Genomic DNA, 17,836 nt, shown 5'->3' with positions numbered 1-17,836 from the left:
ATTAACTGCGCGCTCCAGATTATCTTTATGCTAATTATGCTAAGAATTTTTTGGTGAGTGTCCGATAGCTAAATAAAAACTTCAGATTTTCCCAATTTTGCAACTGTCGAACGAACGAGTCATACTAATTGCGATCGCGATCGCTCTTTTGGCTAACATCCAGCTTTTAGTAAATTATATAGATTGAATCTTTTCAATCTATAAGTGCTAAGATTTAGAGTTAATAATGATAGGGTCGGCGCTCGTTGGCTTTACACAAGTGATTTTATTTTGCCTCTCTCTTTAGGTAGAATTTTTCAGCCCATTCGCCAAGAGATTTTTCACTTTGTTTTGTGATAGGCAGATTAAAAATAGTTTAAGAGCAGATTACATTTTTCGATCTGACCAGCTACACTTTATAATCTAAATACTCTGACAAAGCGAGCTGTTAAGAAATAAGCCTTTAAGTCTCTGACATCTATTGATGAGTTAATCGACGCGATCGCTGGAGCATTTATAAGCAAGAAGACAGATAAAATTCATTATCCTAGATAAAAGTCAAAATATCTAATTTAAATTCAAGGACAAAAGTTGTAGTTCAATTGCATCTCGCGATCGACATTTTTAAAGATCTGTCAAAGCTAAGTTTGGCTAAAAATAATGTTTTTTAAACTTTCTTTAACTCAAACTTAGTCGATCCTAGAGTTAGGCTAACCGAAAACTAAACAAGAAATAGACAAAGAATCAACCATTAAAAACAACCAATAACAGGAGCGAGCCATGACAGTAGCGCCTAGCCAACTTCCAATCGAGCAAAGTCCGCTTTCCGCCGAAGAACTGCGCAAAATAGATGCTTACTGGCGTGCCTGTAACTATCTTGCCGTCGGAATGATCTATCTGCAGGACAATCCACTGCTAAAAGAACCCCTCAAGTCCGAACACATCAAATATCGCCTGTTGGGACATTGGGGATCGAGTCCCGGTCTGAGCTTCACTTACATCCATCTCAATCGCTTAATTAAAAAATACGATCTCAATATGATTTTCATCGCCGGACCCGGTCACGGTGCTCCGGGCGTTCTCGCTCCCATCTATCTAGAGGGAACCTACTCCGAGATTTATCCCGACAGAAGCGAGGATGAGGAAGGGATGAAAAAGTTCTTCAAACAGTTTTCCTTCCCTGGCGGAATTGGCAGTCACTGCACCCCCGAAATGCCCGGCTCGATTCACGAAGGAGGGGAGTTAGGTTATAGTCTCTCTCATGCCTACGGTGCTGCTTTTGACAATCCAGATTTGATTGTTGCCTGCGTTGTTGGAGATGGCGAGGCTGAAACGGGCGCATTAGCCACAGCTTGGCACTCCAACAAGTTTCTCAACCCCATCCGCGATGGCGCCGTACTACCCATCTTGCATTTAAATGGCTACAAAATCGCTAACCCAACTATCCTGGCACGCATCGCGCCAGAGGAGTTAGAGAGTCTGTTCGTCGGATATGGCTATACTCCCTACGTAGTGGAATGTCCGGAAGGCGAAGATGTCGCTGTCTCGCATCAAAAAATGGCTGCTGCCCTAGAACACTGCATCAACCAGATTCGTTCCATCCAGGAGGAAGCTCGCCGAACTGGCGAAGCTAAGCGTCCGCGCTGGCCCATGATTATTTTGCGCTCTCCTAAAGGCTGGACGGGACCGAAAGAAGTGGACGGTCATAAGGTGGAAGGCTTCTGGCGCGCCCATCAAGTTCCCATGGGAGAAATGCACAGCAACCCCCATCATCTGAAGCTGTTGGAAGATTGGATGCGCGGCTATCGACCTGAAGAATTGTTTGATGAAAAGGGCAAGTTGATTCCCGAATTAAAGGAACTCGCACCCGTCGGTCATCGCCGCATGAGTGCCAACCCGATTACCAACGGCGGTCTGGTACGTAAAGAACTGCGCCTGCCCGATTTTCGCGACTATGCCGTTGAAGTGTCCAAACCGGGTGCGACTGAGGTGGAACCGACGCGAGTTCTCGCCAATTTTCTGCGCGACGTGATGCGCAATAATCCAGATAATTTCCGGCTGTTTGGACCCGACGAAACCGCGTCGAATCGCCTTAACGGCGTCTACGAAGTTACCAAAAAAACCTGGATGGCAGAATTCAAACCAGAAGACCTCGACGGCAGCGAACTATCCAGAGATGGTCGCGTAATGGAAATGCTCAGCGAACAAACCCTAGAAGGTTGGCTGGAGGGATACCTTCTCACCGGACGACACGGTTTGTTTAACACTTACGAGGCTTTTGTCCACATCATCGATTCCATGTTTAACCAGCATGCCAAGTGGCTCGACGTCTCCCGGCATGAAGTTCCCTGGCGAGTACCTATCTCATCGCTGAATATCTTGCTTTCTTCCACCGTCTGGCGGCAAGACCATAACGGCTTTAGCCATCAAGACCCCGGTTTTATCGATGTGGTGACTAACAAGAGTGCCGAAGTTACCCGCATCTATTTGCCCCCCGATGCGAACTGCTTGCTTTCCGTTGCCGATCATTGTTTGCGCAGCACTGGCTATGTCAATGTAATCGTCGCAGACAAGCAGAAACATCTTGCCTATCTGACGATGGATGAAGCAATTAAGCACTGTAGCAAAGGGATTGGGATTTGGGATTGGGCAAGTAACGACGATCGCGGCGTTGAACCCGATATTCCCGATGTTATCATGGCTTGCTGCGGAGATATCGCGACTCAGGAATCTTTGGCAGCAACGGCTATCTTGCGCCAAGAATTTCCCCAACTCAAGGTTCGCTTTATTAACGTGGTCGATCTGTTTAAACTGCAATCAGACACCGAACATCCCCACGGCTTATCAAATAGGGATTTCGACACCCTTTTTACCCCGGATAAACCAGTCATTTTCAATTTCCACGGCTATCCCTGGCTGATTCACAAGTTAGCCTACCGCCGTACCAATCAAGAGCGCATTCACGTGCGCGGTTATAAAGAAAAAGGTAATATCAATACGCCGCTCGAATTGGCGATCGAAAATCAGATCGATCGCTTTAATCTGGTTATCGATGTTATCGATCGCGTTCCTAAATTACAATCTGCTGCTGCCCACGCCAAAGAGCGCATGAAGAACCAGATTATCGAGAACCTTCATTACGCTCGCGAACATGGCATTGACAAGCCTGAAATTCTCAACTGGAAGTGGTCGTAGCGGTACTCTTCCCGTCGCCGAGCTAAACTACGGCGCGAACCAAGTCGCGGAATGCGATCGCATTCCGCGAAGTTATCTAACTAACAACCGAAGGTAGCTTGTTGCTGAAAAAGGCACCCAGCACTTGTTCGGCAATTTGAGAACCCGTCAATCCCAAATCGACAAGGGATTCGTCTGGTTTGGCATGGTCTACTAACTTATCGGGCACGCCAAAACGCTTCACGGGCACCAAGATCTTATTATCCTGCAAGGCTTCCGCCACCGCAGAACCAAAGCCGCCCATCAGACAACCTTCTTCTAGGGTAACGACCTTGCCAATGCGCTGCGCCAGCGGCAGAATCAACTCCGTATCCAGAGGCTTGACGAATCGAGCATTGATAACGGTTGCTTCAACCCCGTGTTCGCTGAGAATTTCGGCTACTTGCATGGCAGTGTTGACCATCGTGCCATAACCCAAGAGCAAAACATCGTCTCCGTTGCGGAGAATTTCGCCTTTGCCAATGGGTAAAGGTTCCCAGCCTTCTTCCATCAGAGGAACGCCGATTCCGTTACCGCGAGGATAGCGCATGGCAATGGGACCGTCGGTATAGTTAATTCCCGTCACCACCATTCGTTGCAGTTCGGCTTCGTCTTTCGGTGCCATTGCGACCATGTTGGGAATACAGCGCAAATAGGCAATGTCGTACAGTCCTTGGTGAGTTGGACCGTCGGCACCGACAATCCCCGCCCTATCCATACAGAAGAAGACAGGGAGGTTTTGGATGCAAACATCATGAATGACTTGGTCGTAGGCGCGTTGTAGGAAGGTAGAGTAAATCGCTACCACGGGACGCATACCTTCGCAAGCCAAGCCGGCTGCTAAAGTAACGGCGTGTTGTTCGGCAATCCCCACATCAATATATTGCTTGGGAAGTTTGGCGTGAAGCTTGTCTAACCCCGTTCCCGTTGCCATTGCTGCCGTGATGCCGATAATTTTGGGATTATTTTCGGCTAGCCTGGTGAGCGTGTGACCAAAAACTTTGGAGTATGCTGGAGGCTTGGGTTTGCTGGAGGGAATGGGTTTGCCCGTGGCAAGATTAAAGGGATTTTGAGCGTGGTAGCCTACTTGGTCTTTTTCCGCAACTTCGTAGCCTTTCCCTTTCACTGTGGCAACGTGAACGAAGACGGGGCCGGGAACTTTATGTGCCTGTTTAAAGGTAGAGATGAGTTCTGAGAGGTTGTGACCGTCAATCGGGCCGAAATAGGTGAATCCCAATTCCTCGATCACTGCCCCGACTTTAGGAACGGCAAGCCGCTTCATTCCTTCTTTGAGGCGTTCCATTTCGGGGGTGAGAGATTCGCCGAAGAAAGGCAGATGCTTAAATTGTTCTTCTAAATTGTCGGAAATGAACTGAATGGGGTCGCTGAGACGAACTTTATTAAGATAGCGAGAAATCGCTCCTACATTAGGAGAAATTGACATTTCATTGTCGTTTAATACGACCATCAGGTTAGTGTGGGGCAAATGTCCGGCATGGTTGATGGCTTCCAATGCCATCCCGCCAGTCAGTGCCCCATCGCCAATGATAGCTACAACTTTAAAGTCTTCCCCTTTAGCATCCCGCGCTAGTGCCATCCCTAAAGCCGCAGAAATGCTAGTAGAAGCATGTCCTGCCCCAAAGTGGTCGAATTTGCTTTCGCAGCGCTTGAGATAGCCTGCAATACCGTCCTTTTGACGCAGCGTGTGGAAGCGGTGATAGCGTCCCGTTAGCATTTTGTGGGGATAGGCCTGGTGTCCTACGTCCCAAATAACTTTATCTCGGTCGAGGTCGAGGGTTTGATACAAAGCAAGGGTCAGTTCGACAACTCCTAGTCCAGGTCCAAGGTGTCCGCCGCTAGCTGCAATAGTTTGTAAATGTTTTTCTCGAATTTGACGGGCAATATCCTCTAGTTGGCGAATTGACAAGCCGTGCAACTGGTTCGGATGAGTAATTTCACTTATATGCATATCGGCGTGTTCTCTCAAAATTTTTGAATCGCTACATTTTCAGATATCAGATATCAGATATCAGTTATTAGCTGGCAGTTTACTGGTTACTGAACACCGAACACTGATTACTGAATGTTGGCTGCTCGATCTTCACGGTTTTTGAGGCTTTTTACCTCATTGGCATAATCAGGCTTTTGGTTGTTTACCAGGCTTTTGCTGGTTTCAGGGGAAGTTTGAGTCAACTATCTTTGTTACCAGCTCTCCTGATACGGATTGCGACCAATATAGATTATGCCCCATATTGCTTGTTTCTTCAGAAGGCGCGATCGCGCGATCTGGAGATTCATGGGCATAAATTTTAGAAGATTTCATGCCCCCAATATATGGCTGACTCACAACTCGTTACATTTTGCTGAAATTTTTAAGCTTATCTGCTATTCCATGCCTGGGCAGCATCTTTGACAGCTTGTTCTACCGTTTTTTCCTTCAACATGGCTGCCTGCAAATTTTCATAGATTGCTTTTTGCAGTTGGTTGAGGTTTTTCATGGCTGGGACTAATATCTCGGCATCTTTAAGCTGAGTGGCGCTAACTCTTCGCGCTTGTTCGATTGGAATCGCATTGCCCCCTTTGTCCAATTCCTTAATATATTCCTTTACCGCCTCCTCCGTCGAAGGCAAAACGTTAGCTGCCTTAGCAAAGGCTAGCTGATTGGCGCTATTGGTCACAAATAAGGCAAATTTAACCGCTTGCTCTGGTTTATCGGTATCGCGAGGAATTGTCAAATTCATCACCGCTACATTTTTCTTGCCCGTTTTCCCCGAAATTTGAGGGGAAGCGGCGGAGACTTGGGCAATGTTTGGCGCATTATTCTCTATCGTCTGGAAAGATTCTGCCCCAGAAGCTAATAATGCCGTCTCGCCTGCCTGATATAATTCTGCGGCATAGCGATGTCCTTGGGTAAGGACTTCTGGCGGTAGAAGTTCTTTTTGATATAAATCTACCCAGTATTTAAATGCTGCTACGCCCTCTGGCGTATCAAAGGCGGCTTTCCCTTTTTCATCAACCAATTTGACTCCCATCTGTACCAGGGACTCTAATACTTCAGCAGAATCGCCGGGGACGAAGGTAATAAAAAAAGCGTATTTGCCCGTCTTTTCTTTAACTTGTGCCGCTACTTTTGCCAGTTCTTCATAAGTTTTTGGCGGTTCGCTAATTCCGGCTTTAGCTAATAAATCTTTGTTATAAATCGTAACTCGCGTGGTCAGATACCAGGGAATGCCAAAACTAATATTGTTAATCGTACTGGCTTGCCAAATCTTAGGTAAATACTGTTGTTTGTTTTCAGTCGTTAACTGTTTGTTTAAGTCTAGCCAAGCATCCTGCGTCGCTAACTGGGAAGCAAAATTTGGGTTGAGGTTGACTACATCCGGTGCGGTTTTAGCAGAAACGGCACTCAGAATTTTATTTTCCATTGCCTCCCAAGGTACGTCTACCCAGCGTACCTTGACTCCTTGATTTTCTTTCTCAAACGTAGCGATTAGCTCGTTGAAATACTGAGTGAATTGGGGCTGTAGCTGCATCGTCCAAAATTCTATTTCCTGGCTCGATGAGGGATTGGACTGACAACTCAGCAGCCAGCTTAATAACAAACCCAGCAGCGCCCACAGGCATACATTTCTTAACCTGACAATTTTACTCATTCTTATGCTGTTACAATATGCACAATAGATTTTCTGTCAGTTCTCCTCTCTTAGGTTAAAAATCTCTCGATTGTTTTCTTTTGACAGGAGATTGGGTAGCATAATATTTAAGTCGTTTTCCTCGCACATTGAAAATATTACATTCATAATATGTATCGATCGCGATATGTTAGAGGGATATGCTGGAGCGTTTAAAAAGTCTTCTACCAACCAAAAGTACGGGGTTTGGGTTAGAAATCACTCCTGAGAGGATTAACTTAGCACAACTAAGCAAACAAGGGCAAACGTACAAACTCGTTAAATATTGTTCTTCGGAAATCCCCGAAGGCGTATTTGAAGAGGGCAAAATTGTTGACTCGCTAACCTTAGCCGAACGCATTCAAGAACTGCTCAAAGAATACAAAATTAAAGCAAAGCGGGTAGCAACGGCAGTGCCGATGCGAGAAGCGATTATTCGCCTTCTTCCCCTACCAGCAGAACTAGACGAGCAAGAATTGCGGGATTTGGTTTTGAACCACGAAGCGAGTTTATATTTGCCTTTTCCCCGCGAGGAAGTGGATCTCGACTATCAAAAGTTAGGCTATTTTGAAGACGAAGATGGCATCGAAAAAGTCCAAGTCCTATTGGTAGCCACCCGGCGAGAGGTGACTGACTCTTATATAGAGACTTTCAAACAAGCTGGATTGGAAGTAGATGTCTTAGAAATCAATAGCTTTGCCTTAATTCGCACGATTAGGGAGCAACTGAGGCAATTTGGCTCGAAAGAAGCTGCCGTCCTCGTCGATATCGAATTCGACAGTACGGAAATTGCCATTGTCGTCGATGGGGTTCCTCAATTTTCTCGAACAGTGCCCATTGGAACATTTCAAATGCAGACGGCTTTGGCTCGCGCCATGAATTTACCGCCGTCGAGAGATCCTGAAATTCTCAGAGATATTACCATTCCCAACACGCCCTTCGACAGTCTGAGCACTCAAGGGATAGCCGTAAATCCGGGGATGAGCGCTTTGCTGAGAATTGTCAGCGAACTGACAGACGAACTGCGTCGCTCGATTAATTTCTATTTAAATCAGAGCGAGGGATTGGAAGTCGTTCAACTCCTCCTGGCAGGTCCCGGCGGCGCTATCGGACAACTAGATGAATTTTTTACGCAGCGCTTGAGCGTTCCGACCATGCAAATCGATCCAGTGTCAGCACTATCATTACAAATCGATCGCGAAATTCCTGCAATCGCGCGACCGGGATTGGGAACTGTTCTGGGTTTAGGACTTCGAGAGGTTTAAAACCATGTATAGCTTAGATATTAATTTCCTCAAGGATCGCAAAGTCGAGGAGGACGCTAAAAAGACTACTCTAATTGAATCTCCCGGATTTTCGCTAGGGAAAAATTTGCCGATGCTGATTGGTGCGGGAGTGATGATTCTCCTCCCTGCAGCTACTGGCAGTTTGTTGTGGGTCATCAACGCGCAAACCGCAAGTACGCAACAGCGCATCCAAGAACTGGAAGGTCAAATCGCTCAGCTCACCGCGCAAAACCAGAGGATTCAGGAGGTAGAAAAACAAGTTAGCTCCGTCAACGAAGAGACGCAAGCGCTGGTGAGCGTTTTTAATCAAATTAAGCCTTGGTCTGCCGTTTTGCAAGACATTCGCGATCGCACGCCGGCAGGAGTACAAATTGAATCGATCGAACAGGAGGCAGCGGCAGCACCTCAAGGCGGTTCGGCGACACCTGGGATACAGTTAACCCTCACGGGTATCGCTCGCTCCTACGATGACGCGAACGATTTAGTTCTCTCCTTGCAGCAATCTAACTTTTTGAAAGCTCAGAAAACTGTTTTAACTAACGCCGAGCTAGTAGATGCACCCGTTCAAGACATCAAGGAAGAAGATCGCCAAGAAATATCCAGAATCATCCAGCAGGGTAAGGTTCCCGGTCTTCCCAAAAATACAAGCGTGACAAGCGTCAAAGATCTGTACGTGTTTCCCAAAGTCATCAAGTATCAGATAAAGACGGAGCTAGGCGATATTCCGGCTTCTAAGTTAATGCCGGAGCTAGCTCGCAAAGGAGCTATAGGACTGGTAACTCGGATTAGAACATTGGAGCAAAAAGGAGCCATTCAACCATGACATTTGCTGACGAACCTATAAGCAAAAATGGGCTGGAAGCTGAAGAACAGGGTAACTATCCAACTGCTTTTGGCATTACCTTTACTCCTCAAGTTAGCGGCATTGCGCTCGCTATTTTAGGAGTGCTAGGCGCGGTTTATATCCTAGCCAATTTTGTCATGCCAGCTTATCAGAATTATCAAACGCTTACAACTGATGAGAAAGCAAAAGAAGACCAAGTCAATCAGCAAAAATCAGGTGTAATCGAAAAGAAACTTCAAGAGACAGAAACTAAGCTCAAACAAGCTCAGAATCTAAAGTCAGAGGTTTTGAATCTATTTTCTAGTCAAGCAACTCTCGATACTTTATTGATAGATATCAATAAATTTGTTGCTTCTAAAAATGCTAAATTGGTCAATTATAAACCTCAAGGGAATGAGGCTACTATTGTCAACGACGGTTCTTTAGGAACGTTAGTTAATAATAAGCTCAAACGTCGGACAATTAACCTAGAGCTGGAGGGAACCTTTGAGCAAACCCAATCCATTCTGAGGGATATCGAGCGACTGCAACCTCTCTTGTTGGTAAAAAACATCAGCTCGAAAATGACTGTAAGTCCCTTTGTTGTCCTACCGAATCCAAAGACAAAGCAAACTGAATTAATTTCTCTGCCATCGATGCTGAAAACTACACTAACGCTCGATGTAGTCTTGCCCCTAACGCCTGAAGAAGCGGCAGCAGTAGCACAACCACCCGCGCAGGAGGGTCAGCAACAGCAAAAATCTTAGTAATGCTTATTTGAGGGAACAAAAAAATTAAATATCTCATCTGCGATCGCGATTGCATCGCTTTTGAGAATTAACCGCATAATTAAGTGAGGAGTGAATCGTGAAAAGTTATTATTATCCGCTAATGATTGGTGGAGCAGCTATCATGCTCCTAGCAGCGCGATCGGCACAAGCAGCGACGGAAAAAGAAAATAACTCTAGCAAAAACGCTACCGGACTCAAACAAGAAATACTTGTAGAAGCCGCTAATTATTTTGAGAAGTTAGAGCAGTTTTCTCAGGATAAATCTGTCCAAAAAAACAAAGCAATTGACAAAAAAACTGGCACAAAAAAAGAACCAGCGTTTTCCAAACAGATAGACAAAATTTCCCTCACTTCTTTTTCTAAAAGCAGTGACTTCGATAGTCTTTTAACGAGCAAATCACCACAATGGCTCGCCCAGACACCAACTCTTCCAGCTCCCAATCCCTCTTCTGCTCCAATGGTGCCGCAACCGCAAGTCACTATCCAGGAAAGCGGTAGTTCTAATCCAGGGAATACCAATCAGGCACAAGGTATGCCTTCTACTTCCTCTCCTGCGCCAATGGTTCCGCAACCACAAATTACGATTCAGGACAATGGGAATACCAATACAGGGGTAAACGTAAATATAGACCCGAACGCCAATGCACCCACAGACATACTTCAACCCACCACACCAGTAGTTCCCGTCCTGCCTCGTGCGGTAGCGCCTCCAGTAGGAGACATAGCGATCTCAAATATCGATCCTTCGGCAGATTTAATCGATCTGGGAACAGACGTACTCGTTCCCCGTCTAGTTCTGCGACAAGCCCCCGCACGAGAAGTATTGGCTGTATTAGCTCGCTATGCAGGTTTGAATCTTGTCTTTACAGACGGAATACAATCAGGTGGACAGGGACAAGAACAGGCACAAACGGCAGCAGAGCCAACGGTTTCTTTAGACTTGGAAAACGAGTCAGTACAAGAAGTCTTTAATTCGGTGCTATTAGTCTCTGGGTTAAACGCTAATCGTCGAGGACGAACGATCTTTGTCGGTTCAAACTTACCTCATGAAGCACGTAATTTAATTAGTCGAACGCTGCGTCTCAATCAAGCCAGCGTCGTCAATGCAGGAACTGTCTTGGCATCTCAAGGGGCTAGCTTTCAGCGCGTCGTTACCCCAGTTGAAGAAGTTGTCGATCCAGTCACCCAAAGGGTTGTTCGTCGAGTCGAGAGACCCGCAGAAATTCAGCCTATTAAAGTAGGGGAAGAAGCAGGGGTAGGCTCGCCCTTGTTGTTAGCGGGACTGACGGTGACGGCTGACGATCGCCTAAATGCACTCACTTTGACTGGCGATCCGCGTCAAGTTGAAGTAGCTACTTCGATGCTAACTCAGCTAGATGCTCGCCGCCGTCAAGTCGCCGTCAATGTCAAGGTGGTAGACGTTAACTTAAGCAATACAGAAAACTTTGGTAGTAGTTTTTCCTTCGGCATAGATGACACCTTCTTTATCCAAGATCAAGGTGCAGCAACCTTGAGATTTGGCACCAGCAGTCCGGCTACTTCAGCAGATATCAATAGCGCAACTGGACGTATAGCCAATCCTCCCGTCATTCCCAATCCCGCCGCAGATGCTAATACTTTCCTTGATTTGCAAAACACCACACCTATTCCTGGCACTGTTCCAGGAACAATAATTTTCAATCAACGCCCTGGTGCTCCTCAACCTTTTCAAAGAATTCCACCTGGAACTGGAGACTTTTTTAATAGAAGAGCTGGTGTTTCTGGCAATCCTTTTGAGGCAGGTTTTACAGACTTTACCCTAGCTACAGATAATACCCTTACAATTGCTCCAGATGGGACAGTATCCTTCACGCCAGGAGAGCTAGGGACGGCAACCGCAGGGCTAGCAAGCTTATTCCAGTATCCTAAAAGATTCCTGGCACAGTTAAATGCCCAGATTACTAGCGGGAACGCCAAGATTTTAACCGATCCTACGTTGGTCGTCCAAGAAGGACAAGAAGCGACGGTTAGACTAACGGAAAAGGTTTTGGAAAGTGTCAATACTCAAGTCGATCCGCTTAGTGGCGTGAGGACGACTACTCCTGTTTTGGCTGATGCCGGATTAACCCTTACAGTTAATATTGAAAGAATTGACGATAACGGTTTCGTTAACTTGTCGGTTAGTCCTACTGTCGCTGCTCCTGGCAATTCAGTAGAGTTCGATAGTGGTAACGGAACGGTAAACACTCTTACCTTACTAAATCGTCGGGAACTTAGCTCTGGACTGATTCGATTGCGGGATGGTCAAACCCTGATCGTGTCAGGTATCATTCAGGACAGCGATCGCACGATTGTTAGCAAAGTGCCGATTTTAGGAGATATCCCCATTCTCGGCGCTCTCTTTAGAAGCACTGATAACATCAAGGAACGGGCTGAAGTTATTATTATGCTGACTCCTCAGATTATCGATGATAATCCTCGATCGCAGTTTGGCTATAACTACAATCCCAGCCCAGCAGCCTCGGAAATTCTGCAAGATCAAGGATTTGACGTTCAAACCAATCCGAATCGCGATCGTCAAGAAGAAAAGCAAAAAGAGGGTGAAGAGCAGCCCAATCGTCGTCAAAATCGACGGCAAGACCGATAGCAAGTAGATCTCTTGCAAAAGTCCCTCATCCGCCAAGAAACTAAACTAGAATTTCATCACTAAAACGTAGCACTTTTGTAGAGGAATCAGGTAGTTGCTTGGCAATAAAGGTTTAGGGATTGCCTACCAACCCAAACAGTTTGGCAGCACCGCCTAAGATTGTTACAATCAAGCCAATCAGAACACCGCGATTGATAAATTTCTGGTCATCAATTTGCTTACCAAGTTCGCCTACTTTAGTTTCCAACGCTTTGAGATCGCCCCCTAGCTTGGTTTGCCCTACCTCTAGCCTATTGAGTCGTTCATCAATCTTGCCGAGCTTGGTTTCAACTTTCTTATCAAGGGTATCGAGCTTAGTCTCGAACTTTTCATCGAGCTTATCTATCTTCTGCTCTATTCGCTCTAAGATTTTGCCTAAATCGGTCGTCACCTGAATCGGTGTGTTGGACATTTTGGTAAACTCCTATTAGATAGATGAAATTTTTCTGCTGTTCCCTAGCTGTTCGTACCAGCTAGGGGATTGTCTTTATTATCTCGATTATCTCGCTGCCACACGATCTCCATAACCGTCGTTCTCCCCGAAATGCTTTGGGGAGCGTGTGGCGGCTTCGCCAGGTTTACGGTATTGTTCGATGTACCACTCGCGCAGTGCGATCGCGCAATCGTCTTTGGTTGACCCCTATCGAATGAATTTTGAGACAAGAATCACGAATAACCAACTGAAAAGTCCAAAAATCGGCAAATAAATTTCTTCAAAAAAGGTTTGTCGATTCATAATTGCGAATTGTTTTTATGCCTTACGATTTCCCATATCGGTTTTTATCTTATGCCATCCTTCGATGATTTTCTGGTTTTCTCTAGCGATCGCGAGAGCTTCGTTGGGGACATTTTTGGTAATCACCGAACCCGCCGCCACAGTTACGTCTTCTCCAATAGTAACGGGAGCAATGAAAACGCTATTGGCTCCGGTTTTAGTACCGCTGCCGATGTGGGTGTGATGTTTCTTCACGCCGTCATAGTTAGCGGTAATCGTTCCGGCACCGACATTAACGCGATCGCCGAGTGTGGCATCTCCGATATAAGATAGGTGAGCCACATTGGTTTTATTTCCAATCGTGGCTTTCTTGATTTCCACAAAATTGCCAATGCGGCAAGACTCCCCTATCCTGACTTCGCCCCGTAAATGAGTATAGGGCCCGATGCGGCAACCAGCTTCTACATGACTATTACTCACTACGGAATACATTACCGTCACGTTTTCGCCAATCTGACTATTTTCTATCAAACTACCGGGACCGATGCGGCAGCCCGAACCAATCTCGGTATTTCCACGTAAGTGAGTCTGCGGTTCTACGATGGTATCTGGGTGCAGGATTACCGTATCATCGATGGTAATGCTATCGGGGTCAATTAACGTCACGCCTGCTGCCATCCAGTAATCTTTAATGCGGGTTTGCAGAATTTGATAGGCTTCTGCTAGTTGTTTGCGATCGTTAATGCCGCTAATTTCTAGATAATCTTCTACATCTACTGCCATGACTGGATGAAGATAAGCGATCGCCTCGGTGAGATAGTATTCTTGTTGCTGATTGTTGGCGCTAAGTTTGGGCAGAGTTTCTGCGAGTTTTTGCCAATTAAAGCAATAAATTCCTCCATTAATGCGGTGATTTTGCTTTTGGGCGGCAGTACAATCTCGGTCTTCAACAATTTGCGTGACGATATTGTTCCCGTCGCAAAAAACGCGCCCATAGCCTTTAGGATTCGGCAAATGGGCGGTTAAAAGCGTTGCGGCATTTTGATGGGTTTTATGAATTTGTAAGAGTCGTTGGAGAGTTTCCGGTCGCAGGAGGGGAACGTCCCCATTCAGAACGAGCAAATCTCCCGTAAATCCTGCTAAATGGGGCAGTAGTTGCCGAACTGCGTGTCCGGTTCCTAATTGTTCGGTTTGTTCGACAAATTCTAATCCTTGTTGGTGTTGAAGTGCTTCTTTTACTCGTTCTGCTTGGTAGCCAACGATCGCGATCCGCCGTTGCGGGTTTAGCAGTCGGCAACTATCGAGGGTTCTCTCAAGCAGCGATCGCCCGCCTAGAGAATGTAAAACCTTGGGCAGATTTGATTTCATCCGGGTTCCGCGCCCAGCCGCTAAAATTGCTACCGCTACCATTGCTTTAATACTTTTTAACTTCCTCGACTGGAGTATATCGCGTCTCGATTCCGTCGCTCAACAGTTCAAAGTTTTAAATTCAAAATTAATTTAGGTTTCAAGTCTCTAAATTTATTTTTGGAACAAGTCAAACAGCGAAGTTTCTTCTTTTAATCTCCTGACTTCAGGCGTAAACGACCAATTTTGAATTTTGAACTCTAATCTTTGAACTATTTTATCCCGCCTCTACGACGTTGTTGCAGTTGCTTGGATAAAGGCGGTAAACTGGTTGACCAGTTCGGGGTTGCGCCAACCTTTCTCAGTTTCTTCGGCAATGACTGCGATCGCTTCGTCGGGGGTCAGGGCTTGTTTGTAGGGTCGATCGCTCGTGAGGGCAACGTAAATATCGAGAATTTGAAACACCTGTGCTAGCCAAGGAATCTCTTCTCCTGACAAGCCATCGGGGTAGCCGCTACCGTCCCACCGTTCGTGGTGATGGCGGATAATGGGCAATACTCCCCGTCGGTTTTGCATGGGCTGACAAATTTTTTCTCCAACTAAAACGTGTTGCTCGATCAGTTCGCGCTCTTCTGCCGTGAGTTCGCCTTTTTTAAGCAAAACTGCATCGGGAATGCAGACAGTACCGATATCGTGCAGGCGTGCGGCAAAGATCAGATCGCTAATTTCTGTAGCTGAAAGTTCCAGGTATTCTCCAAAGGATTGGGCTAAGTTCTCCAGTTTGGCAAACGTTCTTCCATCCTTTGTAGAACGATTTTCAATCGCGCTGGCAATGGAAAATAAAAGCTGTTCGGTTTGATCTAAGCCTTCATTGAGGCGTTTTTGCTGGATCAACAATTTAACTTTGGTTAATAGTTCGAGGCGATCGAGGGGTTTGGCTAGGAAATCATCGCCGCCAACTTCGCGACCTTTGACTCGCCAGTTTCTATCGTCGGAGGCAGTGATAAAAATTACTGGGATCGAGCAAGTTCTTTCATCCTGTTTCAAGCGCTCGCAGATTTCAAAGCCATCTGTGTGAGGCATGATAACATCTAGCAAGATTAAATCTGGCTTGTTGTCGAGGACGACTTTCACGACATCTCTGCTATCATCGGCTTCTAGGACTTTGTAGCCATCTAGCGATAGCAGATCGACGGCTGCCATCCGGCTGTAGCGGTGATCGTCAACGACTAGGATTTTAGCTTGCTCGGAACTAACTAGAGTACTCACAGCAACAGGATGAATATGAAACTTTACGATCTATACTAACTCTAGTATGGATAATCGTCGTTCTTTTGCACATCAGTTTTTCTACGGAATTTTATTTACGAGAGTCTACTGGAATTGAATTGATATCGGTAAAAACTTTAGACCAACGTTTTTTCCATTGGCTTGTCGGTTCTAGAGAACTCGATCGCTGCTCGATTCGTCGTTGCTCGGCGATCGCTTCGGCTGAATTTTGCAGTTGGGGATCGCGATAGGGAATTGCAGCGCGAGTCTGTAAATGTTCGGATTCTTGTTGAGAAAGAGGCGGTAAATCCCGATCGCCAAAACTGGCCACAGTTCCCGGCGATCGTCTGCCAACGCTATTGGATGCGCCAACTCGCAACCCCGCCAATTGTAAGGCAGTGCGTACCGAAGCCGCACAGGAATAGGTAGCCAGTCTGCCATCCGGTTTTAAACAGCGAGCGACAATTGCTAAAAATTCCACTGTCCACAATTGTGGACATTTCGGAGGAGAAAAGGGATCTAAAAAGATCGCATCGCTTTGAAAGCCAGATTGTTGGACTTGTTGAATTTTTTCTCTAGCATCTCCGATTAATAATCGAGCATCTAACCGACAAGTTTTTACCCGATAATTTTCTGCTAATTCTTCTAATAAGTCGGGAATCGGTGGCAACCATCGAACGAGTAGTTGCTCGGCGATCGCTTGACGGGGAACCAATCGATCGAGTTCTAGGGCAATTAACTCTACTCGACAATCGGGATTCGCTGTCCAAATCGTTTCTAGAGCAGCCGCACTATTGTAGCCCAATCCATAGCAAATATCGAGTAATTTAAGAGAATTGTTAGCCTTAGCTTTTTCTCTTAATTGACAGGGTTCGACAAATTTTCTTTCCGCTTCTTGTTTGGCACCACAGGAAGAATGAAAGGTTTCGCCAAACTCGTTGGAAAAGAAGGTAAAAGAGCCATCGGCAGTGGATTGTAAGGGAAAATGAGGAGTCCTAATCATCCTTTTTGGATTTGTTCTAAATCAGCAGGCGTATTGCAATTAAACAAGATATTGGCATCGCTGACGGGAAGTTCTCGCACGGGATGTTGCTCTAACCAACGTTGAAAAGATCTGCCACCGCCATCGATAAATTCATTGAGTACAGACAGACAACGGCGGCGATAAAAACCGCACAGCGGTTCCCATCCTTTGGAACTTTTTGGTAATGCCGCGATCGCTTCTGGCGGAGTTGTCTCCAAATAACTCGACCATTTCTGAATTTCAGACTCCGTAAGATTAGGGAGATCGCAAGCGAGTAGCAATACCCACTCAGTTTTTACATAAGTTAATGCTTGTGCAAAGCCAATTAAAGGACCATGAGGTTCGGTTTCTCCCGGTAACGCAACCTCTCGAATCATTTGACAATCACCAGGAGCGATCGCTTGATATTTTTCTATCCAGGGAGTAATAACATAGACTTGACTGGCACATTGACTGGCTAAAAGGCAAATTTTTTTCAGGAAAGGTTGCCCTTGAATTGTGATCGCGGCTTTATCTCGTCCCATACGGGAACTTCGTCCTCCAGCTAGAATAATGGCTGCGAACTGTGTCATGGTTTAATCGATCGCCTTCGAGCTTGTATGAAAGATAACGATTCCTTTAAAGAGCAAAAGCTCAATAAATTTCAACTATCGATCTATTTACTTCCGATTGTAGGCTGGGTACCCGCTCTGTGGACGCTGTATCGGAAACAAGGAACTCGCGAGCAACAATCTATCAGCCGCCTGTCAGTTACCTTGACCTTAGCTTGGCTGCTGGTCTATGTTCTCCTGTGGCTGGGAGCAGCACAAACTTCAGAATTTTTGACACTGCGTTTGCTTTATCTAAATGGTCTGCTCACTTCTGGCTATATTCTGACGTGTTTGGGATTAATGATTCGTCTGTGGCAAGGAAAGTCGGTTCGCTTGCCAGGAATTAGTTGCGCTGCTAGAAAAGTGGCTCGTAAGCAAGATATATAAATCTTCATGACAAAATGGACTGTTTTTTTAAATGCCCTCTCAGCGGCATAATGGCGCGGCAAGATAGAGTTAAGGG

15 protein-coding genes are annotated in these 17,836 nt (G+C 46.0%); 6 read left to right on the top strand and 9 right to left on the bottom strand.

Annotated elements, in window-relative coordinates; genetic code table 11:
- Positions 1-759 precede the first annotated feature (759 nt).
- Entirely contained in the window at positions 760-3,174 is a 2,415-nt protein-coding gene (locus PLE7327_RS20525) for a phosphoketolase (RefSeq protein ID WP_015145685.1), read from the top strand.
- Between the two features lie 76 nt (positions 3,175-3,250).
- On the opposite strand, the gene dxs is transcribed toward PLE7327_RS20525, so the two are convergent.
- The 3 genes from dxs to PLE7327_RS20515 form a co-directional block, all read right to left on the bottom strand.
- Positions 3,251-5,161 (bottom strand): 1-deoxy-D-xylulose-5-phosphate synthase, encoded by a 1,911-nt coding sequence (gene dxs, locus PLE7327_RS20520; RefSeq protein WP_015145684.1) that lies wholly within the window; start codon positions 5,159-5,161, stop codon positions 3,251-3,253.
- A 204-nt stretch (positions 5,162-5,365) separates the two neighbouring features.
- Positions 5,366-5,539: a hypothetical protein gene (locus PLE7327_RS25020; protein ID WP_186005345.1), complete on the bottom strand. Its 174-nt coding sequence runs from the start codon at positions 5,537-5,539 to the stop codon at positions 5,366-5,368.
- 31 nt (positions 5,540-5,570) lie between these two features.
- Positions 5,571-6,845 (bottom strand): sugar ABC transporter substrate-binding protein, encoded by a 1,275-nt coding sequence (locus tag PLE7327_RS20515; RefSeq protein WP_015145683.1) that lies wholly within the window; start codon positions 6,843-6,845, stop codon positions 5,571-5,573.
- Positions 6,846-7,024: 179 nt separating this feature from the next.
- Here PLE7327_RS20515 and pilM point away from each other — a divergent pair, with 179 nt between their 5' ends.
- The 4 genes from pilM (at position 7,025) to PLE7327_RS20495 (ending at position 12,389) form a co-directional block, all read left to right on the top strand.
- Positions 7,025-8,128 (top strand): type IV pilus assembly protein PilM, encoded by a 1,104-nt coding sequence (pilM, locus tag PLE7327_RS20510; RefSeq protein WP_015145682.1) that lies wholly within the window; start codon positions 7,025-7,027, stop codon positions 8,126-8,128.
- Between the two features lie 4 nt (positions 8,129-8,132).
- On the top strand, positions 8,133-8,972 hold the full coding sequence (locus tag PLE7327_RS20505) for a PilN domain-containing protein (RefSeq protein ID WP_015145681.1): 840 nt from the start codon (positions 8,133-8,135) through the stop codon (positions 8,970-8,972).
- Positions 8,969-9,739: a hypothetical protein gene (locus PLE7327_RS20500; protein ID WP_015145680.1), complete on the top strand. Its 771-nt coding sequence runs from the start codon at positions 8,969-8,971 to the stop codon at positions 9,737-9,739. The genes PLE7327_RS20505 and PLE7327_RS20500 overlap by 4 nt, the downstream gene beginning before the upstream one ends.
- A gap of 100 nt (positions 9,740-9,839) precedes the next feature.
- Positions 9,840-12,389: a secretin N-terminal domain-containing protein gene (locus tag PLE7327_RS20495; RefSeq protein WP_015145679.1), complete on the top strand. Its 2,550-nt coding sequence runs from the start codon at positions 9,840-9,842 to the stop codon at positions 12,387-12,389.
- Positions 12,390-12,501: 112 nt separating this feature from the next.
- On the opposite strand, the gene PLE7327_RS20490 is transcribed toward PLE7327_RS20495, so the two are convergent.
- The 6 genes from PLE7327_RS20490 to PLE7327_RS20470 all read right to left on the bottom strand — a co-directional run bounded on the left by PLE7327_RS20490 (position 12,502) and on the right by PLE7327_RS20470 (position 17,355).
- Positions 12,502-12,840: a hypothetical protein gene (locus PLE7327_RS20490; protein ID WP_015145678.1), complete on the bottom strand. Its 339-nt coding sequence runs from the start codon at positions 12,838-12,840 to the stop codon at positions 12,502-12,504.
- Positions 12,841-12,884: 44 nt separating this feature from the next.
- A complete protein-coding gene (locus PLE7327_RS25470; RefSeq protein WP_144266154.1) occupies positions 12,885-13,091 on the bottom strand; it encodes a hypothetical protein in 207 nt (68 codons plus the stop codon).
- A gap of 88 nt (positions 13,092-13,179) precedes the next feature.
- Positions 13,180-14,553 (bottom strand): bifunctional UDP-N-acetylglucosamine diphosphorylase/glucosamine-1-phosphate N-acetyltransferase GlmU, encoded by a 1,374-nt coding sequence (gene glmU / locus PLE7327_RS20485; RefSeq protein ID WP_015145677.1) that lies wholly within the window; start codon positions 14,551-14,553, stop codon positions 13,180-13,182.
- Between the two features lie 225 nt (positions 14,554-14,778).
- Positions 14,779-15,759 (bottom strand): two-component system response regulator, encoded by a 981-nt coding sequence (locus PLE7327_RS20480; protein WP_015145676.1) that lies wholly within the window; start codon positions 15,757-15,759, stop codon positions 14,779-14,781.
- A gap of 91 nt (positions 15,760-15,850) precedes the next feature.
- Positions 15,851-16,762 (bottom strand): tRNA (5-methylaminomethyl-2-thiouridine)(34)-methyltransferase MnmD, encoded by a 912-nt coding sequence (locus PLE7327_RS20475; protein ID WP_015145675.1) that lies wholly within the window; start codon positions 16,760-16,762, stop codon positions 15,851-15,853.
- On the bottom strand, positions 16,759-17,355 hold the full coding sequence (locus PLE7327_RS20470) for a molybdenum cofactor guanylyltransferase (protein ID WP_015145674.1): 597 nt from the start codon (positions 17,353-17,355) through the stop codon (positions 16,759-16,761). Before PLE7327_RS20470 ends, PLE7327_RS20475 begins: the two co-directional genes overlap by 4 nt.
- Positions 17,356-17,382: 27 nt before the next feature.
- Here PLE7327_RS20470 and PLE7327_RS20465 point away from each other — a divergent pair, with 27 nt between their 5' ends.
- Positions 17,383-17,760, top strand: a complete 378-nt coding sequence (locus PLE7327_RS20465) for a hypothetical protein (protein ID WP_015145673.1) — start codon at positions 17,383-17,385, stop codon at positions 17,758-17,760.
- Positions 17,761-17,836: the final 76 nt, after the last annotated feature.

Source organism: Pleurocapsa sp. PCC 7327 (genome assembly GCF_000317025.1).
Lineage (GTDB): Bacteria > Cyanobacteriota > Cyanobacteriia > Cyanobacteriales > Microcystaceae > Hydrococcus.
The sequence above is the reverse complement of the archived record's forward strand: the minus strand, read 5'-3'. Positions and strand labels throughout refer to the sequence as shown.